The following is a 25,237-nucleotide window of genomic DNA, read 5'->3' on the forward strand; positions in this document are numbered from 1 at the left end:
GATCCCATTGCATCGCAATGGGCTCTGACCCCACTCAACGGTCATTCCAGCGCGTAGCGCAGGGTGAACAGCACCGCCACCAGCCACACCGCCGGATGCACTTCGCGCCAGCGCCCGGTGCCGGCCTTCAGCGCGGCATAGGCGATGAAGCCGAACGCCAGGCCGTTGGCAATCGAGTAGGTGAACGGCATCGCCAGCGCACACAGGGCCGCCGGCACCGATTCGGTCAGGTCGCTCCAGTCCACTTCCACCAGCTCGCGCAGCATCAGGCCGGCGACGAACAGCAGCGCCGGTGCGGTGGCATAGCTGGGCACCATCGCTGCCAGCGGCGAGAACAGCAGTGCCGCCAGGAACAGGGCCGACACCACCAAAGCGGTCAGGCCGGTGCGGCCGCCCACCTGCACGCCAGAGGCGCTTTCAGCGAAGGCGGTGGTGCTGCTGGTGCCAAGCAGCGAGCCTGCAACAATCGCGGTGCTGTCGGCCAGCAGCGCGCGGCCGAAACGCTTCTGCGCGCCCGGCAGCTTCAGCAGGCCGGCACGGCCGACCACGCCATACAGCGTGCCGGTGGCATCGAACACTTCCACCAGCACGAACACCAGCACCACCTGCAGCAGCACGGCGATCGGTGCGCCGCCGTCATGGTGCAGCAGGCCCGGCAGGTCCAGCTGCAGGAAGGTCGGGGCCAGGCTCGGCGGCAGCGAAACCAGGCCCTGGTACTGCACGTCGCCCAGCGCCCAGCCCGCGCCGGTCACGGCCAGGATGCCGATCAGGATCGCACCACGGATGCGCCGTGCTTCCAGTACCGCGATCAGCAGGAAGCCGGCCAGCGCCAGCAGCGGCGGCGCCGTGTTCAACGGACCCAGCGCCACCAGCGTGTCTTCATTGCCGACGATCACGCCGGACTTCTGCAGCGCGATGATCGCCAGGAACAGGCCGATACCGGCCACGATGGCCGAGCGCAGCGATGAGGGAATGCCCGACACCAGCCATGCGCGCACACCGGTCAGCGACAGCACCAGGAACACCAGGCCGGAAATGAACACCGCACCGAGCGCCTGCTGCCAGGGCAGGCCGGCGGCGCCGACCACGGTGAAGGCGAAGAACGCGTTCAGGCCCATGCCAGGCGCCATGCCCACCGGGAAGTTGGCGGCCAGCACCATTACCGCCGAACCCAGCGCGGCGGCCAGGCAGGTGGCCACGAACACCGCGCCGGCATCCATGCCGGTGGTGCCGAGGATCTCGGGGTTCACGAAGACGATGTAGGACATCGTCAGGAAGGTGGTGACACCGGCCAGCAGTTCGGTGCGCACGGTGGTGCCGTGCTGCTGCAGCTGGAACAGGCGCTCGAACAGGGACATCGCAGATCTCTCATGCCTGCACACCCTGCCGCCCCTGGGGACCTGCGGGTACGTCGCCAGGCGGTTAGAAGTGGTAGTTCAACTTCAGCGTAACGCTGCTGTAGTCGGTATGGAAGCTGCGACGGGCCGCAGCCGGGTAGTTGGGATCTTCCAGGGTCACCGGGCTGGAACCCAGGTGGGTGTAGCGGTACTCGGCACCGGCCGAGAGGCGGTCGTTGAAGCGGTACAGCACGCCTGCCGTGGCGTGGGCGCCGGTGGACACGTGCGAGGCGCGGGTCTCGGATTCGGCCACGCGGCAGCCGTTGGTGGCCTCCACCAGCGACTTGTCGCAGCCCAGTGTGAATTCCTGCCGGGCCACCGTCACGCCGGCACCGACGTAGGGCAGCCAGCGGCCCATCGCGCGGCCCAGCGTCACATCAACGGCGCCTGCGCGGGTCACTGCATCCTTGCCGTGGTACGGGCTGTACTGGTGCTGCTCGCGGTCCTTCCAGTCGCGCGCGACGTTGCCGAAGGACAGCGAACCTTCCAGGCCCACCACGATGTTGTTGTCGAACTGCCAGCGGCGGCCGCCCTGCACGCCGCCGGTGAAGCCGCGGATGCTCTTCTCCGATGCGTTGGCGTTGCTGCGGTCCTTGCTGTGGCCTTCGCCGTGCGACGCCTGCACGCCGAAGTAGTAGCCTTCCCAGTCGGTGGTTGCGGCCGTGGCGGTGCCCGACAGCAGCAGGGCTGCCGTGGTGATGATCAGTGTTTTCATTGCGGTTTCCTGCGTTGGGGGATGAAGCGGGCGCGTAGGAAAACCGATGTGGGCGAGTGAATACATACAACGAATTGCAAAGCGAGACTGCGACAGGGTTTCACGCCTGTTTGGGCTCGGACGTTCATCAGCGGTTGAATTCCGACCGGCGAAAACACCTTGAAAAACTGGCGACAGGAAGGCCTGAAAGACGAAAGGCCGCGCGAGCGCGGCCTTTCGTTTCCTGCGGTGCGGCTTACTTCAGCGCCTTGAAGCGCAGGCGCTTCGGCGCCGCGTCGTCGCCCATGCGGCGGCGCTTGTCTTCTTCGTACTCGCGGTAGTTGCCCTGGAAGAACTCCACGTGCGAGTCGCCTTCGAACGCCAGGATGTGGGTCGCGATGCGATCCAGGAACCAGCGGTCATGCGAAATGACGAAGGTGTTGCCCGGGAACTCCAGCAGCGCATCTTCCAGCGCACGCAGCGTTTCGATGTCCAAGTCGTTGGACGGTTCGTCGAGCAGCAGCACGTTGCCACCCTGCAGCAGGGTCTTGGCCATGTGCAGGCGGCCACGCTCACCACCGGACAGCGAACCGACCATCTTCTGCTGGTCCTGGCCCTTGAAGTTGAAGCGGCCGATGTAGGCGCGCGACTGGATCTCGATGCCGTTGATGTTGAGGATGTCCAGGCCGCCGGCGATTTCCTGGAAGACGTTGTGGTTGCCTTCCAGCGCGTCGCGGCTCTGGTCCACGTAGGACAGCTTCACGGTCGGGCCGACCACGATCTCGCCGGTATCCGGCTTTTCCTGGCCGGTGATCATCTTGAACAGGGTCGACTTACCGGCACCGTTCGGGCCGATGATGCCGACGATGGCGCCGGCCGGCACCAGGAAGCTCAGGTTGTCGAACAGCAGGCGGTCGCCGAACTTCTTGGAGACGTTCTTGAACTCCATCACCGCATTGCCCAGGCGCTCGCCCGGCGGGATGAAGATTTCATTGGTCTCGTTGCGCTTCTGGTAATCGACCGACTGCAGCTCTTCCAGGCGGGCCAGACGGGCCTTGCCCTTGGTGCGGCCGCCCTTGGCGTTCTGGCGCGACCACTCCAGTTCCTTCTGGATCGCCTTCTGGCGAGCCTTTTCCTGGTTGTCTTCCTGCTTCAGGCGCTCGTCCTTCTGGGTCAGCCAGTCGGTGTAGTTGCCCTTCCACGGAATGCCGCGGCCGCGGTCCAGTTCCAGGATCCACTCGGCGGCGTTGTCCAGGAAGTAGCGGTCATGGGTAACGGCCACCACGGTGCCGGTGTAGCGCGCCAGGAACTGCTCCAGCCATTCCACCGACTCGGCGTCGAGGTGGTTGGTCGGTTCGTCCAGCAGCAGCATGTCCGGCTTCTGCAGCAGCAGGCGGCACAGCGCCACGCGGCGCTTCTCACCACCGGACAGCTTGCCGACGATGGCATCCCACGGCGGCAGGCGCAGCGCATCGGCCGCCACGTCCAGCTGGTTTTCCAGGGTGTGCGCATCGCCGGCGGCCAGGATCGCCTCCAGGCGCTCCTGTTCCTTGGCCAGCGCGTCGAAGTCGGCGCCTTCCTCGGCGTAGGCGGCGTACACCGCTTCCAGCGCGGCCTGGGCCTGCAGCACTTCGCCCACGCCTTCCTCCACCGCTTCACGCACGGTCTTGGTCGGGTCCAGCTCCGGTTCCTGCGCCAGGTAGCCGACCTTGATGCCCGGCTGCGGGCGGGCTTCGCCCTCGAAATCGGTGTCCACGCCGGCCATGATCTTCAGCACGGTGGACTTGCCGGCGCCGTTCAGGCCCAGCAGGCCGATCTTCGCGCCCGGGAAGAAGGACAGCGAGATGTCCTTGATGATCTGCCGCTTGGGCGGGACCACCTTGGACACGCGGTTCATGGTGTAGATGTATTGCGAGGACATGCGGTCTCCGTAGGCGCGGCCCTGCGCCCGGTCCGTCACGGGAAGATCCCGTTGCGGCAGTGGGCACAGACTGAAATGGAATACCGCCAATTATAGCCGGAACCGGTTCCGGGCCGCGCCCGGGTGGCGCCGCCGGGCTGGCTATCGCCTGAATACTCCGTCACAGTCCCGCAGCGGGAAGCGTTTCCAGCCGGAAACGGTTCAGATCGTATGCGCAATATGGGCTCACCACCCACCCGAGCAGAGGTCTGACATGCGCATCAATCGAGTAATGGCCGGCGCCGTGGCCCCGGCCTTCGCCGACAATGACCATCGCGGTCGCGACCATGACCGCCGCGAGTGGCGGGAGGATCGCCGTGAGTGGCGCCAGGACCGCCGTGACTGGGAGCGCGACCGCCGCGAGGCCCGGCGCGACTACCGCCAGGATCGCCGCGAGTGGCACCGCGACCATGACCGCTACTACCGCCCGGCGCCGCCGCGCGTGGTCTATCGTCCGGCACCGCCGCCGCCGCGCTATGGCGGCTACGGCTGGCGGGTCGGTTCCCCCTACCGCGACTACTACCGTGGCCCGGTCTACGTGGTGAACGACTACCCGCGCTACCACCTGCGACGCCCGCCGTACGGGCATCACTGGATCCGCGACGACCGCGGCAACATGCTGCTGGTGGCCATCGCCACCGGCGTGATCGCCCAGTACGTGCTCAGCGGGCGCTGAGGATCGCGGCCGGGGTCGGATCCCTTTCCAACGGAAAGGGCTCTGACCCCACACCATCAATCGAAACCATACGGGGCCGGATTCCTTCGGGGATGCCGGCCCCGTCTGTTTCGGCCCCAGCAGGCCGGTGCGGGGCTACAATCGAGGGCTGAGTCGTACCCCCTTTCCCTGCCTGCTGGAGTACCCGATGTTCCCGCGTGACGTCCGCATCGAATCCTACGATCCCGAACTGGCCAAGGCCATCGCCGCTGAGACCCAGCGCCAGGAAGACCACGTCGAGCTGATCGCCAGCGAGAACTACACCAGCCCGGCGGTGATGGAAGCGCAGGGCAGCCAGCTGACCAACAAGTACGCCGAAGGCTACCCGGGCAAGCGCTACTACGGTGGCTGCGAATACGTGGACATCGCCGAGCAGCTGGCGATTGACCGCCTCAAGCAGCTGTTCGGCGCCGATTACGCCAACGTGCAGCCGCACAGCGGTTCGCAGGCCAACCAGGCCGTGTACTTCGCGCTGCTGCAGCCGGGTGACACCATCCTCGGCATGAGCCTGGCCCACGGCGGCCACCTCACCCACGGTGCCAAGGTGAATGCCTCGGGCAAGCTGTTCAACGCCGTGCAGTACGGCGTGAACGACCAGGGCCTGATCGACTACGACGAAGTCGAGCGCCTGGCCCTGGAGCACAAGCCGAAGATGGTCGTGGCTGGTTTCTCGGCCTACTCGCAGGTGATCGACTGGGCGCGCTTCCGCGCCATCGCCGACAAGGTCGGTGCCTACCTGTTCGTGGACATGGCGCACGTCGCCGGCCTGGTCGCCGCCGGCGTCTACCCGAGCCCGCTGGAACACGCGCACGTGGTCACCTCGACCACCCACAAGACCCTGCGCGGCCCGCGCGGCGGCATCATCGTCGCCAAGGGCGCCGACGAAGACCTGGTCAAGAAGCTGCAGTCGATCGTGTTCCCGGGCATCCAGGGCGGTCCGCTGATGCACGTCATCGCCGGCAAGGCCGTGGCCTTCAAGGAAGCGCTGGAACCGGGCTTCAAGGCCTACCAGCAGCAGGTGGTGAAGAACGCCCAGGCGATGGCCAACACGCTCATCGCGCGCGGCTACAAGATCGTCTCCGGTGGCACCCAGAACCACCTGATGCTGGTCGACATGATCGGCAAGGACGTGTCCGGCAAGGATGCGGAAGCTGCACTGGGCAAGGCGCACATCACCGTCAACAAGAACTCGGTGCCGAACGACCCGCGTTCGCCGTTCGTGACCTCGGGCCTGCGCTTGGGCACCCCGGCGGTGACCACCCGCGGCTACGTGGAACAGGACTGCGTGGACCTGGCCAACTGGATCGCCGATGTGCTCGACGCACCGACCGATGAAGCCGTCATCGCCCGCGTGCGCGATGCGGTCAGCGCGCAGTGCCGCAAGTACCCGGTCTACGGCTGATCGAAGCAGGGGTCAGAGCCCTTTCCATGCGGAAAGGGATCCGACCCCGCAACCCGGATCGACGCAGGGGTCGGATCCCTTCCCGCAGGGAAGGGCTCTGACCCCAGTATCCGATTGATACTTTTTCAGAATAATCGTATGGCTTAGCTGACGGCGGGGTCTCAGGCTCGTGTAATCGCCTCAAGGGTCATGACCATGCGCCATCCACCTGCCAAGCAGTCGATTCTTCTTGCTCTACACTTTTGGCTGTTGTCCGTTCCCCTGGTTCTTTTCAGTTTTTATTTCGCATTCTTGATGACCTGGGGAGCTCTTCTTCGTGGCAGTGTTGTATTTCTGTCAATGATTGCGCTGTGGGCCCTGCTCTCGTTGCTTGCCCTGTCTTTCATTTACAGGCTGATCAATGCGTGGCATGAGCGCGGCACCGCCGGGCTACGGGAAAACTCGGAGCCGCTGAGTGCGATGGGGTTGATATGCGCCATGCAGGCCGGGTGTGCCATGTACATAGTGGTTGGACCGTTTGGCATGCTGTTTCTGCCTGTGTCCATAGCCTTGGGCGCCCCGTGGTTGACCCTTGTCTGCCACCTCCGATGGCTGACAAAGAAGGAGGTGGTGGAGTAAATGGCAGTCTGCGCGGGAACTTGCTCGCAGTCCGCTTCGCAGGCATGGTTGAGGCGTCAGGAGCCACAGCAGCCACGAAGCCCTTGACGTCAGCAAGGAGAGTCGAGCCTATGGATGAGCAGCAGCACAAACGATGGATGGGGATAGCGGGTCTGCTGGTGGGCCTGCCCACCGCGGCGGCGGGCGGCACCGTGGCGGTGCTGGGCCTGATTTTCGTAATGGATGGCAAGTACCTGTCCGGCAACGAGCCCACGGTGATCGTGCTGTGGTCGCTGGCCGGGCTTCTCGGTCTGTTGTCCTGGATGTGGCTGACCGGGCTCTTCCTGTGGCGCGGCCGCGATCGTCTGCGCCAATCCCCGTGTGTTGCATGGATTGGGCTGCTGCTGGGGACCTTCGCCGCGCTGGGCGTGGTCGCCGCCACGCTGTATTTCACCTTCAAGCATGGTGAGATAACGACGCTGGCCTTCTTTGGGCTTGGCCCGCCGTTGCTGGTGATGGCGGGGCACCTGGCGTGGCTGCGCTGGGGACGGTCTGCCCCCTGATGTCGGCAAGGCGGGCTGAGCCTCCCGCCACGCGCGCGCTGGGCGCGCTGCGCAGGCACTTCTGCGCAGACAGCATTTGCTGCTGAACGCCTTCTCAGGTACCTTTGCGACGCTGCCATGACCGTGGCATCTAGGTTGCCCCCTGAGCCAGGCGTTCCATGCATTGCCCCTTCTGCCAACATGCCGATACCCGGGTCATCGACTCGCGCGTCTCTGAAGACGGCGCGACGATTCGCCGTCGGCGTGAGTGCGAAGCCTGCGGCGAGCGTTTCAGCACCATGGAAACGGTCGAGCTGAAGCTGCCTGCGATCGTCAAGAGCGATGGCACCCGCGAGGCGTTCGACCAGCGCAAGGTGCGGGCGGGTTTTGACCGCGCGCTGCAGAAGCGTGCGGTGGCCGAAGACAAGATTGAAGCGGCGGTGCGCGCGGTGGTGCACCAGCTGCGTATCAGTGGCGAGCGCGAAGTGCCTTCGATCAAGGTCGGCGAGTTCGTGATGAACGAACTGCGCAAGCTCGATCACGTGGGCTACGTGCGGTTTGCGTCGGTGTACCGCAGCTTCGAGGACGTAGCTGATTTCCGCGAGGAGATCGAGAAGCTGGAACGTGACCTGCCGTCCAGTACCGAACAGCTGCAGCTGCTGGGCGACGTGATCGCCCTGACCAAGAAGAAGAAGGGCTGACGCCCCGGTAATTGCCAACCTTGGTTGGCGCGGAGACACCCATCCACGCGTGGCGTGGATCTACTTTGCTCTGGTGGGTGCCAACCTTGGTTGGCACTGATGGCGTGGATCTACACCGTCAGCGTTACCATGGTGGCATGAGCACCTCGTTCTCCGTCCTCGACCACCTGCACATGGCCAACGCACTGCGCCTGGCCGAGCTTGCCGCCTACACCACCCGCCCCAATCCGATGGTCGGCTGCGTGATCGCCCATGGCGAACGCGTGGTCGGGCAGGGCTGGCACCAACGCGCGGGCGGCCCGCATGCCGAAGTGTTCGCTCTGCGCGAGGCCGGCAGCGAAGCACGCGGTGCCACCGCCTACGTCACCCTGGAACCCTGTGCGCATTACGGGCGCACGCCGCCCTGCGCGCTGGCGCTGATCGAAGCGGGTGTGTCGCGCGTGGTTGCGGCGATGCGCGATCCGTTCCCGAAGGTCGATGGCGGTGGCTTCGATCTGCTGCGCAACGCCGGCATCGATGTCGACGAAGGGCTGATGGTTGCGCAGGCGCGCGAGCTCAACAAGGGTTACCTGTCGCGCGTGGAGCGCAACCGCCCGTGGCTGCGGGTGAAGCTGGCCGCCAGCCTGGATGGCCGCACCGCGATGGCCGATGGCAGCTCCAAGTGGATTACCGGCCCGGCCGCGCGCGAGGATGTGCAGCACTGGCGTGCTCGCGCCGGCGCGATCCTGACCGGCGCTGACACCGTGCTGGCCGACGACCCGATGCTGACCGTGCGTCTGGCCGATACCGAGGTCATGCCGCCGCTGCGCGTGGTGCTGGATTCGCGCCTGCGTTCGCTGGAATGCAGCCGTGTGCGCGAGGGTGGGGCACCGACGTTGTACCTGCATGACGCAGCAGTAAGCGCACCGGATGCGGCCGACGCCGAATTTGCCAGCGTGCCGGGCAGCGGTGGCAGTTTGGACCTTGGTGCGGTGCTGGTCCTGCTGGCCGAGCGTGGCATCAACGAAGTGCATACCGAGGCTGGAGCCACCCTGGCCGGTGCACTGTTGCGCGGCGGCTGGGTGGATGAGTTGTTGCTCTACCAGGCGCCGACGCTGCTGGGCGATACCGGCCGCCCGCTGCTGGCTGGCCTCGGCATCGAGGCGATGGCCCAGCAGCACCGGCTGCGCGTGGTGGATCAACGCCAGGTGGGTGAGGACATGCGTCTGCTGCTGCGGCCGTAACGCAAGCCGATCATGTCGCGTCGTACCCGCCGGATGTGGCATCAAGGTTGGCGGGGCGAATGATCGCTGCGCATGTTGCAAGGCTCACAGGTCTCCAATGGCCTCCCAGGCATTTGCCGTACGCGTAGTTCATCAGCCCTGACCGCACGTGCACCTTGCCGGGCCCTGTTTCATGGGCATGTCAGGCCGCTGTATTCGAAATGAAGATGGGGCGATACCTGGTTGTTGCAGTAGGTCAATAGCTGGTGCTCATCCATGCCTTTCGCCGCATCCAGTATTTCGGCCTGGAGCGCATTGAAATGACCGATGCGATGCGGTGCCTGCTGGCTCACGCAGTTGCGGAGCCGATGCAGCGGCCAGTCACATGCAACCGATCCTGTGAGCCTGGGCGCTTCCTCCTCCAGCATGCGCCGGTCCCAGCCGTGGTAGGGAATGAAGGCGTCGAGCAGCTTCGCTTCCAGGCTGTTGGCACTGCGGCTGAGCCATGCGCCCTGGCCATGTCGGAAGAACTCCAGATCCCCGGAAATGCTGCGCGATCCTGATCCCCTCAGTATCCTGACCTGGCGACGGAAGATGTCGGCCATCTCGGCGGGAGCCGCAGCCCTGGAACCTGCCTTTGTTGCCTCCCGGTACCTGGCGTACAGTGGAGTCAGGTCGGGGACAGAGCAGCGATAGGACAACGTCGCTGTATTGGCGGTGGGGCCGGCGCGGGTGGATAGTGCGGTACAGGTCACGCGGCCCAGCCTGTCCAGCGATGCAGCGCCGATGCCGGGTGATTCAAAGCCAGCAGGCACCAGGAAGCGTTCGGCGGCCTCGTCATCGCCAATGCGCGCTCGCACTTCCTGCAGCCGATCGAGATAGCCTGGGGGCTGGAACGTACCCTTCCACTGCGCGTCGAGGGTGCGGCGGGCAACCGGGTCGGCAGCGAGCAGAAGCGAAAGATAAAGCTGGAAATTGGCGTCAATACCTGCGGTGATCTCGCCCGACGGCAGCGCATCCGCACGCTGCGTGGATGCATCGGGCGAGGCCAGGGCAGAGAGTGGCGCGCAGGTCAGTACGAGCAGTCGCATCATTTTCATGGGTGGACTCATGGTCGGTGGCGTTCCTGGAGTGCACGGCAGTGCGCGCGAGCCTCGTTGGGTCCCATCCCGCTGACCGTCTCTTCCAGGACATTCTGAAAGGTCGCGTCGTCTGATGAGGGATCGACGGAGTCGTGAATCCGTGCGGCTTTCAGTCGTGCGTCAAGCAGCAGGTCACACGCAGGAATGCCCGTACGGGCAGTGATGGACTCTGCCTCGATGCGCTCATTCCATTCCCGGAACGGCAGCATCTTCTGAAGCAGCGCCAGCCCGAGGAACATCATGTCGGTACTGGCCCAGGGACCGCCTTCGCCAGCACGGAAGAACTCGGCCGTGGTGTCGAACGTGCTGTTGGGAGCTTGGGTCAGCACTTGGGCAAATGCCATTTTCGCGGGTTGGATGGACGCGACTGCATCCACGGCCACGAATTGTTCGCGATGCTCGCGATAGGTCGCGAAGAAGCTGGAGACGTCTGGAACCCCGCAATGGTAGCGGATCGTCACACGATCGGGAGAGCCGCTATCGGCGCGCTCGACCTCTTTGCAATGGATGGAGTGCCACCTGGCTTTGACAGCCATGGCAATGGGGTCATTGCTTCCCAGCGCAGGGCCTTGATGGATATGGAGCGCGTCTACGGTATCCCCGATTCCGGGGAACGCATGTTTACTGGCTGTCTGCAGGCTCTCCCTCAGTGCGGTTCGGGCTCGCTCGTCATCCTGGGTGACTACGCGTACGTACGCGTCAAAGGTCTCTTCCAGCGAGAGTGCGCCCGTGGGCGCGGCGGTCGCCGACAGCGACGTGCCGAGCAATCCGGTGATGATCGGTTTCAGCATGGCATGGCCGCGTCGCGTGGAATGGAACGCGAGGATCCCTGTACGTGGACCCTGGGTCCATGCAAGAAATCCGAAATTCCAGACCCACGGCGCCGGGTTCACGGGGCGCGGACTTTGGCCGTTCGACTCAGCGAGTCGCACTGCCTCCAGAGGACCTTGTTCCTGCGCAGTCGGGATGGCGGTGGACTGCATGCGCGTGCCTTGGTGGCATCGAGGATATCTGGCCGTCCGCGCGCCACCTTCGCCGGCAGGCCCCTCCCAGGCATCGTGAAGGTTGCCCGGACTCTCTGTCACACCATACCGGCACTGCCGCCGAAGGCTGACGGCAGCGGCGTAATGCCGGGCATGGCCCGGCGATATCGCTTACCGCCTCACGCGCATTCGTCAGTCCACATCATCTCGGCGATCGGGCGCAGTGCCTTGCACTCCTGCGTCATCTCCTCGGCCGACTGCACCTGTGCCTTGGCCTTCAGTTCCTCGGCCATCGCATCCACGCCGCTGATCTGGTCCGGCGCGATCTTCGCCACGCAGGCGCGGTGCTGTTGCAGCAGCAGGTCGCAGCCCGGTACGCCGGTTACCTTCGGTGCGCTGGCGGCCTCCACGTCCTGCATCCAGTCCTCGAACGGGGCCAGTGCGCCGGCCACGGTGCCCACCAGGTCATCGAAATTACCGCTGTACCAATAGCCGTTGTCCTTGGCCGGGTACAGGGTGAAGGTGCCGCTGACCGGCACGCGCGCGCCGCTCTGCAGCGCCTGGGTATAGGCATCGGTGAACTGCCTGCGCGAGGCTGGGCTGGCATCGGCGGCCAGGCTGGCAGCAAACAGCGGGCGCACCTTGCCCAGGTCGGGCACCTGGCAGCTGAAGCTGATGCGCGCCAGCTTCTGGTTTTCAACGTATTCGTTGTCTTCGATCACGCTCTTGGTCGCGCGGCACTTCGAATCGCGCAGGGCCTTGGCGTACAGCGCTTCGGTGGCGGCGGCGTCGGTCTTGTCACCGGCGCTGGCCAGCACGGTCTGCCACGGCTCGGCCAGGGCCTTGGCCAGGGCACCCGGGGTCGGGGTCACGGCGTCCTGGCCTTCGAAGGCTGGCTTCAGCGCATCGTTGAGCGTGCGGGTGGCGGCCGCGTCGTCTTCCAGCAGGGTGCGCGCGTACAGGTCGAAGGCCTGTTCGGGCGTCAGCGGGGCCGGGGCGGCACTGGCAAACAGCGGGGCGCACAGCACGGCGCTGGTCAGCAAGCTACGGGTGAGCGTCTTCATGACGGTGGTTTCCTGTTCCAGAGGCGCGCAAGACTAGCGCATCTGCCTGCACTTTCGATGGCGCCACGCGGCCACGTGCCGGTGTGCAGCGGCCAAAAAAAACGGGCCCCTTGCGGGGCCCGTTCGATCGCACGACGAGGAGCGATCGTTGGATCAGAAGCTGGCGCGCACGCCCACCGAGTACTGGGTGACGTCGCGGTAGCCGGAGATCTCGCCCACCAGGCCCCAGGTCTTGGTGAAGTTGATCTGGCCGCCGACGGTACCGACCCAGGTGCCCTTGAAGTTGTTGCCGCCATCCATGTAGCCGGCCTTGGCCCAGGCTTCGGTCATGCGCGACGGCTTGCCGCGGATACCCATGGTGACGCGGCCCAGGTTGGTGTGGTCCTTGCCGTGGTAACGCACGCCGTCATAGCGCAGGGTCGATTCGGCGTTCTGGCGCACCCAGGCGGCATCGGCGGTGAAGTCCACGCGGTCGGACCACGGCATGTGGTAACCAATGCCCAGCTCCGGCTGGTTCAGTTCCAGCTTCAGCGAATCTTCGCCGTAATGGCGGGTCTTGCTGGTACGCGACCAGCCGCCGAAGACGTAGACCTGTTCGGCCAGCGCGACCGAACCACGCAGGTAGCCGCCGTCGACCTTGGGGTCGTCCAGTGCGTTGTCGTCAACCTTGACCTGCGTCCAGCCACCTTCAACGTAGGTGTAGCTCAGGGCGTCGGCCGACGCGGTGAACGGGGCGGCGGCCAGCAGGGCGGCCACAATCAGGATCTTGCGCATGGGAATTCCTGTGAATTTCAGTCCATTGGCGGGCCTGCCCTTGCGGCTGCCCGTGGCGACATCATGTCGTCCGAGGCAGAATTTTAATGAAAGTTTTACAAATTGCGAGCGACGGGCGTCACAGCTGTGGCATCCGACCCCGTTCAGCCCGGGCTGTTACACTGGCTACGCCGGTTCGCCGGTACACAAACGTCTTCAGGGCGGGGTGCAACTCCCCACCGGCGGTAGGTGCGCAAGCACGAGCCCGCGAGCGCCCCGGCCCACGGCCGGGGGTCAGCAGATCCGGTCCAATGCCGGAGCCGACGGTCATAGTCCGGATGAAAGAAGACGGTGCCACAGGGCTCATGCCCTGCGTGCGCCTGTTTGCCTTGCGGCGTTTTTCGCTCACATTCCGCGGAGAACGTTACTTGTTTACTGGAATCATCGAAGGCGTCGGCCGTCTGGCCGCTCGCGAACCCATTGGCGGCGATGTCCGCTTCACTTTCAATGTCGGGACGCTGCCGTTTGACAACGTGCAGATGGGCGAGAGCATTGCCATCAACGGCGTCTGCCTCACCGTCATCGCATTCGACGCCTGCAGCTTCCAGGCTGATGCCTCCACCGAGACCCTGGGCCTGACCACGCTGGGCCAGCTGGGCGAGGGCGCGGTCATCAACCTGGAGCGCGCCATGCGCCCGACCGACCGCCTGGGCGGCCATCTGGTCAGCGGCCACGTCGATGGCCTGGGCCAGGTGCTGTCCATCCACGAAGATGCGCGCGCCCAGCGCTGGCGCTTCGCCGCGCCGGCCTCGCTGCGCCGCTACATCGCCAAGAAGGGCTCGATCTGCGTGGACGGCGTCAGCCTCACCGTCAACGAAGTGGACGATGAAGGCTTCGAAGTCGCCCTCATTCCGCACACCGTGGCCAACACCGCGTTTTCCGCTACCGGCGTGGGCAGCGCGGTGAACCTGGAAATCGATCTGGTCGCTCGGTATGTCGAGCGGTTGTTGGGTGAAGGAGCCCGCGCATGAACTTCGCACCCATCCCCGAAATCCTGGAAGACATCCGCCTGGGCCGCATGGTGGTCATCGTCGATGACGAAGACCGCGAGAACGAAGGCGACCTGATCATGGCCGCCGAGCTGGTGAAGGCCAGCGACATCAATTTCATGGTCACCCACGGCCGTGGCCTGGTGTGCCTGCCGCTCACCCGCACGCGCGCGGCCGATCTGGGCCTGGCGCCGATGGTGCAGGCCAATACCGCGCAGTTCCAGACCAACTTCACCGTCAGCATCGAGGCGGCCGAGGGTGTCACCACCGGCATTTCCGCGCATGACCGTGCGCACACCATCCGCACCGCAGTAAAGCCCAACGCCAAGCCGGCCGACCTGCACCAGCCGGGCCACATCTTCCCGCTGATCGCCCAGCCGGGCGGCGTGCTCACCCGCGCCGGCCACACCGAGGCCGGCGTGGACCTGGCCATGCTGGCCGGGCTGGAACCGGCCGGCGTGCTGGTTGAGATCCTGAACCCCGACGGCAGCATGGCGCGCCGCCCGGAGCTGGAAGTTTTCGCCCGCGAGCACGGCCTGAAGATGGGCTCCATCGCCGACCTGATCGCCTACCGCCTGGCCACCGAAAAGACCGTCGAGCGCGTCGACGAGCGCGACATCGATACCGAATTCGGCCCGTTCAAGCTGGTGACCTACCGCGACCGCATCGCCCACGACCTGCATTTCGCCCTGGTGCGTGGTACCCCGGACGCCGACACCCCCACCCTGGTGCGGGTGCAGGTGGAAAACCCGCTGGCCGACCTGCTGCACTGGCGTCGCGATGATTTCGGCGTGGCCGCCACCGATGCCCTGCGTGCCATCGATGCCGAAGGCAGTGGCGTGATGGTGGTGCTGCAGGCGCCGCGTGATGGCGAGGCCCTGCTGGCCCGCCTGCGCCAGCAGGCGGCGCCGGTAGTGCCGGGCAAGGACAAGGACGTGAGCCAGTGGCGCCGCAACGGTGCCGGCGCGCAGATCCTGTCCGACCTGGGCCTGGGCAAGCTGCGCGTGCTGGGCACCCCGCGCCGCCAGATCGGCCTGGCCGGGTACGGCCTGGAAGTGGTGGAGACGGTGGGCTGCTGAGGCCATGGGGAACCCTTGTAGAGCCGAGCCATGCTCGGCTCATGCGCCCAGCGCGGGGTTCTCCGGTCCGGTGCCAGACAGGGCAGCCGAGCATGGCTCGGCTCTACAGCAGGCCCCCTCAAGGTCCCCGCCAGCCACGGCCGGGGCCCATCCACGCTAGAATTACCCCCTTATCGAGTCCCCCAAGCCGCATATGAGCCACTACGAAGGCGATCTTCGCACTCCCGAATCAGCGCGCTTCGCCATCCTGGCCAGCCGCTGGAACGCCCGCATCACCGATACGCTGGTCGCTGGCGCCCGCCAGAGCCTGGCCGGCAACGGCATCACCGAAGCCAACATCGACGTGATCCGCGTGCCGGGTGCCTGGGAACTGCCGCTGGTGGCCGCGCGCCTGGCCGCCGCCCATGAACACGCCGCCATCCTCACCCTGGGCTGCGTGATCCGTGGCGATACCCGCCACTACGAACACGTGGCCGACCGCTGCGCCGAAGGCCTGATGCGCGTGCAGCTGGACTTCGGCGTGCCGGTGCTGAACGGTGTGCTGGCGGTGGAACGCGTTGAAGACGCCGAGGCCCGCGCAGGCGGCAGCCACGGCAACAAGGGCGAGGAAGTCGCACTCGCCGCATTGGAAATGGTCAATCTTCTGGAGCAGCTGCCATGAACAAGAACACCCAGGGCAAGCCCTCCGGTAAACCCGTCCGCCGCGATGGCGTCGATCCGGTGCTGCGCTCGCGCGCCCGCCGCCGTGCCGTGCAGGCCATCTATGCCTGGCAGATCTCCGGCGGCAACGCCCAGTCGCTGATCGCCCAGTTCGCGCATGAGCAGGCTCGCGAAATCGCCGACCTGGCGTACTTCGAAGCGCTGGTGCATGGCGTGCTCGACAACCGTCGTGACATCGACGAAGCCCTGGCCCCGTACCTGGACCGCGGCATCGAGGAAGTGGACGCGATCGAACGCGCGGTGCTGCGCCTGGCCGCCTATGAGCTGCGTTACCGCCTGGACGTGCCGTACCGCGTGGTGATCAACGAAGCCATCGAATCGGCCAAGCGCTTCGGTTCCGAACACGGCCACACCTACGTCAATGGTGTGCTGGATCGTGCGGCCGTGGAATGGCGCAAGGTCGAATCGGGTCACTGACCCGTTTCTGCTTCTGGTGGATGCCAACCTTGGTTGGCATGGGTGAAAACCCGCTCGACCGTTGCACGATGCGGGAACCTGCTTTGATTTTCGAATGGCGCGGGAACCTGCTTTGGTAGAGTCGACTGTTAGTCGACTGCCTTTCGATCAGCAGTCGCGGTGTCGGACGGGAGAGCAGTCGACTAACAGTCGACTCTACCCCGTCGGATTCCCACCGGTTCCATCCGATCGGTTTCCCATCGGTTGTCCCCCATCGGCACGATCCACCCGCGCCCGCCGCCCATCCATGCAACCCGCCGGAGCGCCCCATGTCCCTGGCCGAATTCGCCCTCATCGACCGCATCCGCGCCCGCACCCTCGAGCGCGACGACATCCTGCTCGGCATCGGTGATGACGCCGCGCTGCTGCAGCCGCGCGCAAACGAACAGCTGGTGGTCACCGCCGATACGCTCAACAGCGGCGTGCATTTCCCGGCCGAAACCCCGGCGTTCGACATCGGCTGGAAGACGCTGGCCGTCAACCTGTCCGACCTCGCTGCGATGGGCGCGCGCCCGGCGTGGTGCACGCTGGCGCTGTCATTGCCCGATGCGAGCGAGGATTGGATCGAAGCCTTCGCCGACGGTTTCTTCGCCCTCGCCGACCAGCACGACATCGCGCTGATCGGTGGCGACACCACGCGCGGCCCGCTGTCGCTGTCGGTCACTGCGATGGGCCAGGTCGGCCGTGGCCAGGCACTGCGCCGCGACCGTGCACAGGTGGGCGACGATATCTGGGTCAGTGGCACGCTGGGCGATGCCGCCGGTGCGCTGCGCCTGTGGCAGCAGGGTGCGCTGAACGTGGCCACCGCCACGCTGCTTGCCGACTACGAAAGCCTGCGCCTGCGCCTGCTGCGACCGATGCCGCGCGTCACCCTCGGCCTGCGCCTGCGGGCGTTCGCGCATGCAGCGGTGGACGTGTCCGATGGCCTGCTGGCCGACCTGGGCCACATCGCCACGCGCAGCGCGGTGGCCGCGCATGTCGATGCCGATCTGCTGCCGATCTCGAATGCGCTGCGTGAGTTGCTGGGCCGCGAAGCCGCCCGAGAATGCGCACTGCGTGGTGGCGACGATTACGAACTGTGCTTCACCGCCGCCGCCGACCAGCGCGACGCGCTGCATTACCTGGCCGAATCGCTGGACCTGCCGCTCACCCGCATCGGCCGCATCGCCGAAGGGCAGGGCGTGCATGTGGATGGCGAAGCCGCCGATGGTGGTTACCAGCACTTCGCCTGAAGCATGGCGGGGTCGGATCCCTTTGCAGCGCAAAGGGCTCTGACCCCAGCTTGGCGTCAGAGCGTTGCCATGGTAGGTGCCAACCTTGGTTGGCACTGATCTGTCAGGCCTCCTTGCCAGCCTCGTGTCGACCAAGGTCGACACCTACCAGAGCGGGGGTGCGACAAACAGAAACGCCGGGCATTGCCCGGCGTAATCGCTTATACGTGCGGCACCGGCGAGCCAAACCGGTTGTCACCCTGCATGCTGGGCAGCAGCATGAACACCAGCACGGCCAAGCCGGCAAACGGCACCAACATCAGCAGCAGCCACCAGCCCGAACGATCGGTGTCGTGTAGCCGGCGAATGGTCACCGCGATCAGTGGCAGTGCCAGTGCCAGCCATACCGCCACTGTCAGCCCGGATGAAACCAACGCCAGCGATGTGGAGTTGATGTGGCCGGCAATGAAGCCCAGCACGTTCAACGGAATCGTAAACATCATCATGAACAACTGGAACCACCAGTACTCGCTGCGGCTGGCGCGGCCGTTGAACTGCGTATAGCGCTTCAACGGGATCATCATCTTGTGCAATATCCTGCTCTCTCTTTGGGAATGAGTTGGTTGTGCCGGGCCCGCTCGGCGCGAAGTGTCAGCCCTGCACGCGCGCCTGTGCATCGCGTGGTGTGCCGTAGTCGTCCAGCCACTGGAAGCTGAGTGAAGCTGGAACCGCAGCACCTTCCGGCAACGGCAGTCGCAACTGCATGCCCGGTGCCACCATGTCCGCCTCTACGGCTCGACCATCGGGCAGCGTCACCCGGCTGAAGGTCACGTGGTAGGCACTCGGGTTGTGTACCTGCAGCGCATCGCCATCGCGCGACCACACCAGAGCATTTGCCGCGTCACGCGCATGTCCGGTCAGCCCGGCGGGGCGATAGAACAGCTTCACCCGTGTGCGCATCGCGAACTGCAGCACGTTGCGGCCCTCCATCGCCTCCGGCTTCGGCGGGATGTCCAGCAGATTGAAGTACAGCAGTGATTCGCGCTCCTGCGGCAGCGCTGTACCGGCCATCGGTGCATAGGTGAGGCGGTAGGCCTGGCTTCGCCCGGCATCGATGCGGCGGGTGGTGGGGGTTACCACGAACGGCACTTTCTGACTGCCGGCCTTTGCATGGATATCACCATCGTCCAGCCAGACCTGGGCCAGTGCCACCTTCTGGCCGCGGTTGGAGGCGGTGACGGTCACCGCGCCCTTGGCGCCGTCGTAGACAACACGGGTGCCCTGCAGCGTGACGGCCGCCGATACGGGTACGGCTGTTGCCATCAGCAGGACCAACAGCGCAAAACGTGTATGGGGTTTCATCGGCTCGCTCGCTGAGGGGAAAGGGAAAAGAGCCGCCCTTCCTTGGGCGGCAGGACAAGGCACTTACTTGTAGACGATGTCCATCTGCGCGCTGGCATGGGCCGTACCGGCCTGCGCAGCGGCTTCAGTCTTGCTGAACCACACGCTGTGCTTGAGCACTTCGCTGCCATCGGCCGGCACATTCACGAATCGGGTCGGTGCGGTGTTGATGCGCAGCTGGGTGTCGGCGTTGTCATAGATCTTGTAGCCCACGCCGACAGCGGAACTGGCAGCAGTCAGCGCCAGGCTGCCGTCGGTGTTGGCCACGCCACTGAAGCGCACGGCCAGCTCCTGCGCCGCGCCGGAGCCCGGGCAGGCGAGCGTGACGTCCAGATCGCGGCGGCCGATGCGGTCGTTGGCATTCAGCTCCACCAGATCCATCTTGCCCATGTCCACGTCCACGTCGCCGGCGATATCAGCCGTGCAGGTGGATTCGACAATCTCACCGGAGATGGTCAGGTCGGCGGCATGGGCGGAGACGGACAACGTTGCAGCAAGCGCGATGGCCAGGATGGAAACAGTGGGGTGCATGGTGATGCTCTCTTGAAGGGTGATGGGGTGGTGCGGGTGCAACGGCATGTGGGGTGAGCCGTGGGCGGCGCCATCCTCGGTGCAGTGCGAAACCGATTCCATACAAAATGTTGCAAACCACTCGGCCGCGCTTGCCTTCGGAGAATGCTGCAGGTTGGATGCAACAGTTTCCAAGTCCGCTTGCAACAAATTGCATGTTTCCGCAGTTGCATTGCCTCTAGTCTGCGTGCGCTTCAACGGGCCCCGGCTACGTTGTCCCCCCAAGCGCACGAAGACATGACATTCCCAACTTCACACACGACGCAAACCGCTGGTTCTACACGCACGCCTGTTGCACGCGCCTTGGTGATGGCCATTGGCGCGGCGCTTGCGGCAGCGATGCCGCAACTGCATGCACGCACCGGCGGCGAAGTCGAGTTCAGCGATGGCTTTGCGGCCGGCCTCACCGGCGTCGATCTGGCGCAGTTCAGCCACGGCAACCCGGTCGAGGCAGGCATCCGTGCTGTCGACATCTGGGTCAACGGTGAGCCATTTGCACGCCGCGACGTCCACTTCGTAGCCACAGATGTGCCGCACGTCGCACGTCCGTGCCTGCCGCGCGCGCTGCTCGATGACATCGGCCTGGGCGATGCCGCACGCGTGGCCGTCGACCAGGACCCGGATCCGACGTGCATCGATCTGTCCGCGCGGATCGACGGCGCTCGCGTGCACTATGACGACAGCCAGCTGCGTCTGATGCTTTCATTGCCGCAGGCTGCGTTGCCACGCCAGGCGCGGGGCTTTGTCGCCCCGGCATTGCGTGACCCCGGCATGACGGCGGCATTCGTCGACTACAACGCCAACAGCTACCGCAGCAACGGCGAAACCAGCAGCTATCTGGGCCTCAATGCGGGCCTCAATCTGGGAGCCTGGCGGCTGCGCCACCGCAGTTCGATCAATCACGATGCCCAGGGAACGCGTAGCAATGTGCTGAGCAGCTACGCGCAGCGCGACCTGCCACGTTGGAACAGCCAGCTGCTGCTGGGCCAGGGCAACACCGGTGGCGAGTTGTTCGACAGTGTGGCCTTCAGCGGCGTGCGCGTAGCCACCGATGAACGCATGCTGCCCGACTCGCTGCGCGGTTATGCGCCGGTAGTGCGCGGCATGGCCCAAAGCAACGCGCGGGTAACGGTGCGACAGAATGGCGGTGTGCTGTATGAAACCACCGTGGCGCCCGGGCCGTTCGTCATCGACGACCTGTTCCCCACCAGCGGAGGCGGCGACCTGCAGGTCACCATCACTGAAACCGATGGTCGCGAGGAAACCTTCAGCGTGGCGTTCTCGGCGGTGCCACAGGCACTGCGTGCGGGAAACCAGCGCTTCAGCACGACCGCCGGCGTGCTGCGTGATACCGGCCTGGCGCAGGATGCGCTGCGCTTCGCCGAAGGAACCTATGCACGCGGCCTCAACAACCGCGTCACCCTGCTCGGCGGCGTGCAGCTTGCCGATGACTTCCATGCCGGCCTGCTCGGCGCGGCGTTCAACACAGCGTTCGGTGCCATTGGCGCCGATGCCACCCACGCCCGCGTGCGCTTGCCAGGTGGGCGTACGCAGGCGGGCAACAGTTACCGCATCAACTACCAGCGCAGCATCACGCGAACGGGTACCAACGTGGGCCTGGCGGCGTACCGCTACAGCACTGCCGGTTACCTCACCCTTGGCGACGTCGCGCGTCTGGCGCACAGCGACTGGCAGTTGAGCGATGACCGCCTGATGCGCACGCGCGAACGCTTCCAGGTGAACTTCTCGCAGCGTGTCGGCCAGCGCAGCCAGCTCTACCTGACCGGTGGCCACGTGGCGTACTGGAACCGTGCCGGCAACCACCGCGATCTGCAGTTCGGTTTCCACAGCAGCGTGCGTTCGGCCAACTACAGCTTTTCGGCTACCCGCTACCGCACGCTGGCCGGCGCACCCGATACGCGGCTGGCGTTCCAGCTGAGCGTGCCATTGGGCCGTGCCGCCGGGGCGCCGCGCGTGAGCGCCAGCGTCAACCACAGCGATGCTGGCCAGCAGCGGCAGCTTGGCGTCAATGGCGCGCTGGGAGAGGACCGCCGCTTCAGCTACAGCCTGTCGGCCGACCAGGGCCGCAGCGGGCAGGGCTACAACGCCTATGCCAGCTACCAGGGCAGCCATGCCGATCTGAGCGGCGGCTACAGCCACTCCAACGGAGGCCGCAGTGCCAATCTGGGGGCGGCCGGCAGTCTGGTGTTGCACGGTGGTGGTCTCAATTTCGGCCCGCCGCTGGGCGAAAGCTTCGCGGTGGTGGAGGCGATCGGGGCTGAAGGTGCGCGCGTCGGCACGGGCCGCCAGGTAACCGTGGCCGGCAACGGCTATGCGGTGCTGCCCTACACCAGCCCCTACCGCTGGAACCGGGTGGAGCTGGATACCGCCGGCCTGCCGCTGGAGGTGGAGGTGGACCACAGCTCGCAGCGCGTGGCACCCACCGCCGGCAGCATCGTCAAGGTGTCCTTCACTGCACGCAACGAGCGCACCCTGCTGCTTGATGCCAGTGACGAGCACGGTGCAGCGTTGCCGTTCGGCGTTGCGGTCAGTCATGACGATGGACGTGCCGCCGGGCATGTGGGCCAGGGCGGGGTCATCGTGCTGCGTGCGGCCCAGCCCATCGGCCGCTTGACCGTGCAGCTGGGTGAGGACACGCGTTGCCGGTTGGACTACCGGACCCCCGAACAGCCCGATGCACACGGCCAGTACTGGGCCCAGGTGCGGTGCCTGCCGTTGCCGCAGGTGTTGCTGGCTACCGACCCATTGGCGCCGGCCGACACCGGCACCGGTTCGTCGCTGTGATTCTTTCCCTTCCCAAGGAGTACCCCATGAGGCTGTTTTCCGTGTCCACCGCTACCGCAGCGGCCCTGGCCCTGCTGACCACCGCGCTGGCGGCCCGTGCTGACACCGCCACCATCACCGTTAGCGGACGCGTACTGCCAGGCACCTGCACCCTCGCGGATCTGACCGTTCCGCTCGATGACATTGAGGCCGGCGATGTGACCGCTGGCCAGGCCAGCGGCCTGAAGCCTGGCGCCCTGAATCTCACCGGCTGCGCGGGTGTGGCGAGCGTGGATCTCAGCTTCGACGGCACCGCCGATGCCGCGCAGGACAATCACTGGCGCAACAGCGCCGCCAGCAGCCCGGCCAGCGGCGTGGCCGTGGCCCTGCTGGAAGGCACCAGCGGCACCACGTATCTGCAGAAAGGCGACACCACCACCGTGACGGTGGGCGGTGCCAGCGCTGCAAAACTGGATGTACGCGCCGGCTATTACCGCAAGAGCGGCACCGCGATGACTGCAGGCGCGGTCAGCACGCAGGTCACCGTGACGGCTGAATACAAGTAACGACGTTTGTGCCCTTTGACAGGTGACGCCCATGCCTTGCAGACACTTCTATAGTTCCCACATCGCAATCGCGCAACGGTTGTCCAGGTCCGCGCGCGTGCGCACCGCGGCCGCACTGCTGATCGCGGTGGCCACCCCGTGGGCCGCCCAAGCGTGCACGAGCGTGTTTCCCGGCCAAGAGGCAAATCTGGTGGTGGACGCCTGGGATGATGCCGAGCCGGATGTGCTGGTGGCGAATTGGCGTAACGTGGGCAACGTCAGCTTCCTGAGCGGCTGCTCCTTTGGGAACATCAGCGTGCCCATCGACGCAACGATGGCTGCGGCGGACCTGGAGTATGTGCGCAATGTAAGCATAGACGGTCATTCGTATCCGGCGTTTGGCCTGCGCAGTCGTCCACGCTCTCCCTTGTTGATCTTTCGCCATACTGCAAGGTCGGCGAATAGCGGTCAGCCCAGCTTGAGTCAACCGTTCGATATCCGGGGAGTCAGCGAGGTCCGTGGCCTTGTCATGAACAACAACACCCGCTGGTCCTATGTGTCCATTGCTGCAGTGTCGCGCGGCGGCGACATGGAAGCGGTACCCCTGATGACGCTGGGCACTGTCACCCACGTATCTCCAGACTTCCCGCACCTGGTGAAGACCGACACGTATCAGTTCACGGCCAACCTGCGCACCAAGACCTGCACGCTGGCTGACAAGCAGGTGACGCTGGATGATGTAACGGCCGCGGAGCTCCCCAATGCCGACAGCACCGCCGCCGATCAGGACTTCAACGTGGTCATGCGCTGCAATGGTGAGTTTCCGGTGGACTTGATGCTGAGCGACGCCACGCAACCCTCCAATTCCGGAAGCCGCCTGCAGCCCACCCCGCGCGCCAGCGCCCAGGGCGTACGCGTGCAGTTGCTGCGCGAAGGGGTGCCGGTGGTGCTGGGTCAAAGCTGGCTGCTGCCAGAGAGCAGCAATGGCGCGCAGAACATTGCATTGGGTGCACGTTACTACCGCGAACCCGGAAGCTTCTCTCCAGGTGTGGTGGAAGGTCAGGCCATTCTCACCGCCACCTATCGCTGATCGCGGTTGCCATACCCGAGCGGTGTGGGCATGTGGATGGCGAAGCCACCGACGGCGGTTACCGGCACTTCGCCTGACGCACGGCGGGGTCGGATCCCTTTGCACGGCAAAAGGCTCTGGCCCCACTCTGGAGCAATCGCGCTGCTGTGGTAGGTGCCAACCTTGGTTGGCACACCGTGTCGTTACGCATGCGGCCTTGCGGCCCCGCCAACCCAGGTTGGCGGCTACCAAAGGCCGGGCAGCGGCCCTGTCTATGCCGCGTGCAATTGCACGTCCACATATTCGGCCAGCCCGCGGCACGCCAGCAGCAACCCCTCGCGCGCGCCGTCGCCCACCTGCTGGCTGATCTCGCCATCCACGCGCACGCGTTCTGTAGCGTGCAACAACTCCAACAAGAACGTCAGCCCGGCATTGGCGCGGTCGATGCGCGCCAGTGCCAGCCGCTGCCCCGGCGTGCGGCCTTTGCCAGGCCACGGCTGTCCATCGGCGGCGTCGCCCTGGCGGATGTGCTGCAGGCAGTGCAGCAGCGTGATGGTGCCGGGCGCTTCGCCTTCCTGCAGTGCGGCGAAGGTGCTTTCGAGCGTGCGCGCCAGGTCGTCAGGCAGGCGCGTGGCGGCCTCGCCCAAGGTGGCAAACAGGTGGGGATAGTGGGAAGTGGTCATGGCGGCGTCCTTGTGTGCGAAGCAAGGGGCCACCCCGCTTAACAGCGAGGGTGGCGGACGGTGCGTGGTTCCAATACCGGTGATTAGTGTCGCCAAATGCCGGCGGGCACGAGGCCCCCACGCACCGCCCGCCAAAGATCCGCGGACAGAATGCCTGCCGACGCCACCCAGGCACGAGGGAAGGCGGTGACGCCGGCAGGCAAGCGTAAACGACACTAATCAAACGGGATTGGAAGCCCGTGCCACCCGTCGTCGGTGGCATCTACATCTTGCGCACGTAGGTGCTGCTGTACCAATGAGGAAAGTTTCAAATTCAAAATTGTTGCAATCTGCATGCAGGCGCAGTGTGGTCGCGCATTGTGAGGCGAATGCGTCAGCATTCGCGCAGCGTCCTTGTGGAGCCGAGCCGATGCTCGGCTCACAGCGCGAAGCGCAGCGTTCTTCGTGATCTGACCGGAAAGCAGCCGAGCATGGCTCGGCTCTACAGAAGGCGGATCGTGCAATGGAGGCTGCGCGGA

General features: G+C 65.6%; 25 protein-coding genes and 1 riboswitch. Of the genes, 14 read left to right on the forward strand and 11 right to left on the reverse strand.

Annotated features, from left to right (window positions below):
- Nucleotides 1–41 precede the first annotated feature (41 nt).
- The 3 genes from ACZK0Z_RS03435 to ettA form a co-directional block, all read right to left on the reverse strand.
- Nucleotides 42–1,358 carry an NCS2 family permease gene (locus ACZK0Z_RS03435; protein ID WP_197632456.1) on the reverse strand — a complete coding sequence of 439 codons (1,317 nt, stop codon included), beginning with the start codon at nucleotides 1,356–1,358 and terminating at the stop codon, nucleotides 42–44.
- A 64-nt stretch (nucleotides 1,359–1,422) separates the two neighbouring features.
- On the reverse strand, nucleotides 1,423–2,112 hold the full coding sequence (locus ACZK0Z_RS03440) for an outer membrane beta-barrel protein (RefSeq protein ID WP_197632455.1): 690 nt from the start codon (nucleotides 2,110–2,112) through the stop codon (nucleotides 1,423–1,425).
- Nucleotides 2,113–2,347: 235 nt separating this feature from the next.
- Nucleotides 2,348–4,012, reverse strand: coding sequence for an energy-dependent translational throttle protein EttA (gene ettA / locus ACZK0Z_RS03445; protein WP_005408049.1), 1,665 nt, complete (start codon nucleotides 4,010–4,012; stop codon nucleotides 2,348–2,350).
- 253 nt (nucleotides 4,013–4,265) lie between these two features.
- On the opposite strand from ettA, the gene ACZK0Z_RS03450 reads away from it, so the two are divergent.
- The 6 genes from ACZK0Z_RS03450 (at nucleotide 4,266) to ribD (ending at nucleotide 9,231) form a co-directional block, all read left to right on the forward strand.
- On the forward strand, nucleotides 4,266–4,727 hold the full coding sequence (locus tag ACZK0Z_RS03450; protein ID WP_279923869.1) for an RcnB family protein: 462 nt from the start codon (nucleotides 4,266–4,268) through the stop codon (nucleotides 4,725–4,727).
- A gap of 187 nt (nucleotides 4,728–4,914) precedes the next feature.
- Complete coding sequence (gene glyA, locus ACZK0Z_RS03455; RefSeq protein WP_049429491.1) at nucleotides 4,915–6,168, forward strand: serine hydroxymethyltransferase; 1,254 nt, start codon at nucleotides 4,915–4,917, stop codon at nucleotides 6,166–6,168.
- A 189-nt stretch (nucleotides 6,169–6,357) separates the two neighbouring features.
- Nucleotides 6,358–6,786: a hypothetical protein gene (locus ACZK0Z_RS03460; RefSeq protein ID WP_049429492.1), complete on the forward strand. Its 429-nt coding sequence runs from the start codon at nucleotides 6,358–6,360 to the stop codon at nucleotides 6,784–6,786.
- A gap of 110 nt (nucleotides 6,787–6,896) precedes the next feature.
- Entirely contained in the window at nucleotides 6,897–7,328 is a 432-nt protein-coding gene (locus ACZK0Z_RS03465) for a hypothetical protein (protein WP_295547739.1), read from the forward strand.
- Between the two features lie 158 nt (nucleotides 7,329–7,486).
- Complete coding sequence (gene nrdR, locus ACZK0Z_RS03470) at nucleotides 7,487–8,008, forward strand: transcriptional regulator NrdR (protein ID WP_004143350.1); 522 nt, start codon at nucleotides 7,487–7,489, stop codon at nucleotides 8,006–8,008.
- 137 nt (nucleotides 8,009–8,145) lie between these two features.
- Complete coding sequence (gene ribD, locus ACZK0Z_RS03475) at nucleotides 8,146–9,231, forward strand: bifunctional diaminohydroxyphosphoribosylaminopyrimidine deaminase/5-amino-6-(5-phosphoribosylamino)uracil reductase RibD (RefSeq protein ID WP_197632453.1); 1,086 nt, start codon at nucleotides 8,146–8,148, stop codon at nucleotides 9,229–9,231.
- A 170-nt stretch (nucleotides 9,232–9,401) separates the two neighbouring features.
- Here ribD and ACZK0Z_RS03480 read toward each other — a convergent pair whose 3' ends face one another.
- From ACZK0Z_RS03480 to ACZK0Z_RS03495, 4 genes are all read right to left on the reverse strand, one after another.
- Nucleotides 9,402–10,310: a hypothetical protein gene (locus tag ACZK0Z_RS03480; RefSeq protein WP_049429495.1), complete on the reverse strand. Its 909-nt coding sequence runs from the start codon at nucleotides 10,308–10,310 to the stop codon at nucleotides 9,402–9,404.
- An 8-nt stretch (nucleotides 10,311–10,318) separates the two neighbouring features.
- Nucleotides 10,319–11,335 carry a hypothetical protein gene (locus ACZK0Z_RS03485; protein WP_197632452.1) on the reverse strand — a complete coding sequence of 339 codons (1,017 nt, stop codon included), beginning with the start codon at nucleotides 11,333–11,335 and terminating at the stop codon, nucleotides 10,319–10,321.
- Nucleotides 11,336–11,514: 179 nt separating this feature from the next.
- The gene (locus ACZK0Z_RS03490) at nucleotides 11,515–12,399 is read right to left on the reverse strand and encodes a hypothetical protein (protein ID WP_197632451.1); all 885 of its coding nucleotides are present in this window, start codon (nucleotides 12,397–12,399) and stop codon (nucleotides 11,515–11,517) included.
- 153 nt (nucleotides 12,400–12,552) lie between these two features.
- Nucleotides 12,553–13,173 (reverse strand): outer membrane beta-barrel protein, encoded by a 621-nt coding sequence (locus tag ACZK0Z_RS03495; protein WP_049429498.1) that lies wholly within the window; start codon nucleotides 13,171–13,173, stop codon nucleotides 12,553–12,555.
- Between the two features lie 187 nt (nucleotides 13,174–13,360).
- A riboswitch (FMN riboswitch) is annotated at nucleotides 13,361–13,506 on the forward strand.
- Nucleotides 13,507–13,580: 74 nt separating this feature from the next.
- Here ACZK0Z_RS03495 and ACZK0Z_RS03500 point away from each other — a divergent pair.
- From ACZK0Z_RS03500 to thiL, 5 genes are all read left to right on the forward strand, one after another.
- A complete protein-coding gene (locus ACZK0Z_RS03500; protein ID WP_197632450.1) occupies nucleotides 13,581–14,183 on the forward strand; it encodes a riboflavin synthase in 603 nt (200 codons plus the stop codon).
- The gene (gene ribB, locus ACZK0Z_RS03505) at nucleotides 14,180–15,280 is read left to right on the forward strand and encodes a 3,4-dihydroxy-2-butanone-4-phosphate synthase (RefSeq protein WP_049429499.1); all 1,101 of its coding nucleotides are present in this window, start codon (nucleotides 14,180–14,182) and stop codon (nucleotides 15,278–15,280) included. The genes ACZK0Z_RS03500 and ribB overlap by 4 nt, the downstream gene beginning before the upstream one ends.
- Before the next feature lie 193 nt (nucleotides 15,281–15,473).
- On the forward strand, nucleotides 15,474–15,941 hold the full coding sequence (gene ribH, locus ACZK0Z_RS03510) for a 6,7-dimethyl-8-ribityllumazine synthase (protein ID WP_010481977.1): 468 nt from the start codon (nucleotides 15,474–15,476) through the stop codon (nucleotides 15,939–15,941).
- Complete coding sequence (gene nusB, locus ACZK0Z_RS03515) at nucleotides 15,938–16,417, forward strand: transcription antitermination factor NusB (protein ID WP_049429500.1); 480 nt, start codon at nucleotides 15,938–15,940, stop codon at nucleotides 16,415–16,417. The genes ribH and nusB overlap by 4 nt, the downstream gene beginning before the upstream one ends.
- Before the next feature lie 308 nt (nucleotides 16,418–16,725).
- A complete protein-coding gene (gene thiL / locus ACZK0Z_RS03520) occupies nucleotides 16,726–17,688 on the forward strand; it encodes a thiamine-phosphate kinase (RefSeq protein WP_197632449.1) in 963 nt (320 codons plus the stop codon).
- 200 nt (nucleotides 17,689–17,888) lie between these two features.
- On the opposite strand, the gene ACZK0Z_RS03525 is transcribed toward thiL, so the two are convergent.
- From ACZK0Z_RS03525 to ACZK0Z_RS03535, 3 genes are all read right to left on the reverse strand, one after another.
- Entirely contained in the window at nucleotides 17,889–18,251 is a 363-nt protein-coding gene (locus ACZK0Z_RS03525) for a DUF805 domain-containing protein (protein ID WP_336339815.1), read from the reverse strand.
- Between the two features lie 67 nt (nucleotides 18,252–18,318).
- Complete coding sequence (locus ACZK0Z_RS03530) at nucleotides 18,319–19,029, reverse strand: fimbria/pilus periplasmic chaperone (RefSeq protein ID WP_197632447.1); 711 nt, start codon at nucleotides 19,027–19,029, stop codon at nucleotides 18,319–18,321.
- Nucleotides 19,030–19,092: 63 nt separating this feature from the next.
- The gene (locus tag ACZK0Z_RS03535) at nucleotides 19,093–19,599 is read right to left on the reverse strand and encodes a fimbrial protein (protein WP_197632446.1); all 507 of its coding nucleotides are present in this window, start codon (nucleotides 19,597–19,599) and stop codon (nucleotides 19,093–19,095) included.
- A gap of 378 nt (nucleotides 19,600–19,977) precedes the next feature.
- Between ACZK0Z_RS03535 and ACZK0Z_RS03540 the strand changes: the two genes are divergently transcribed.
- The 3 genes from ACZK0Z_RS03540 to ACZK0Z_RS03550 all read left to right on the forward strand — a co-directional run bounded on the left by ACZK0Z_RS03540 (nucleotide 19,978) and on the right by ACZK0Z_RS03550 (nucleotide 24,057).
- A complete protein-coding gene (locus tag ACZK0Z_RS03540) occupies nucleotides 19,978–22,443 on the forward strand; it encodes a fimbria/pilus outer membrane usher protein (RefSeq protein ID WP_197632445.1) in 2,466 nt (821 codons plus the stop codon).
- 26 nt (nucleotides 22,444–22,469) lie between these two features.
- Nucleotides 22,470–22,988 (forward strand): fimbrial protein, encoded by a 519-nt coding sequence (locus tag ACZK0Z_RS03545; RefSeq protein ID WP_197632444.1) that lies wholly within the window; start codon nucleotides 22,470–22,472, stop codon nucleotides 22,986–22,988.
- Between the two features lie 97 nt (nucleotides 22,989–23,085).
- The gene (locus ACZK0Z_RS03550) at nucleotides 23,086–24,057 is read left to right on the forward strand and encodes a fimbrial protein (RefSeq protein ID WP_197632443.1); all 972 of its coding nucleotides are present in this window, start codon (nucleotides 23,086–23,088) and stop codon (nucleotides 24,055–24,057) included.
- Between the two features lie 251 nt (nucleotides 24,058–24,308).
- On the opposite strand, the gene ACZK0Z_RS03555 is transcribed toward ACZK0Z_RS03550, so the two are convergent.
- Nucleotides 24,309–24,719 (reverse strand): hypothetical protein, encoded by a 411-nt coding sequence (locus ACZK0Z_RS03555; RefSeq protein WP_197632442.1) that lies wholly within the window; start codon nucleotides 24,717–24,719, stop codon nucleotides 24,309–24,311.
- Between the last annotated feature and the right edge of the window lie 518 nt (nucleotides 24,720–25,237).

Source organism: Stenotrophomonas sp. 116085_Sma, from assembly GCF_056479585.1.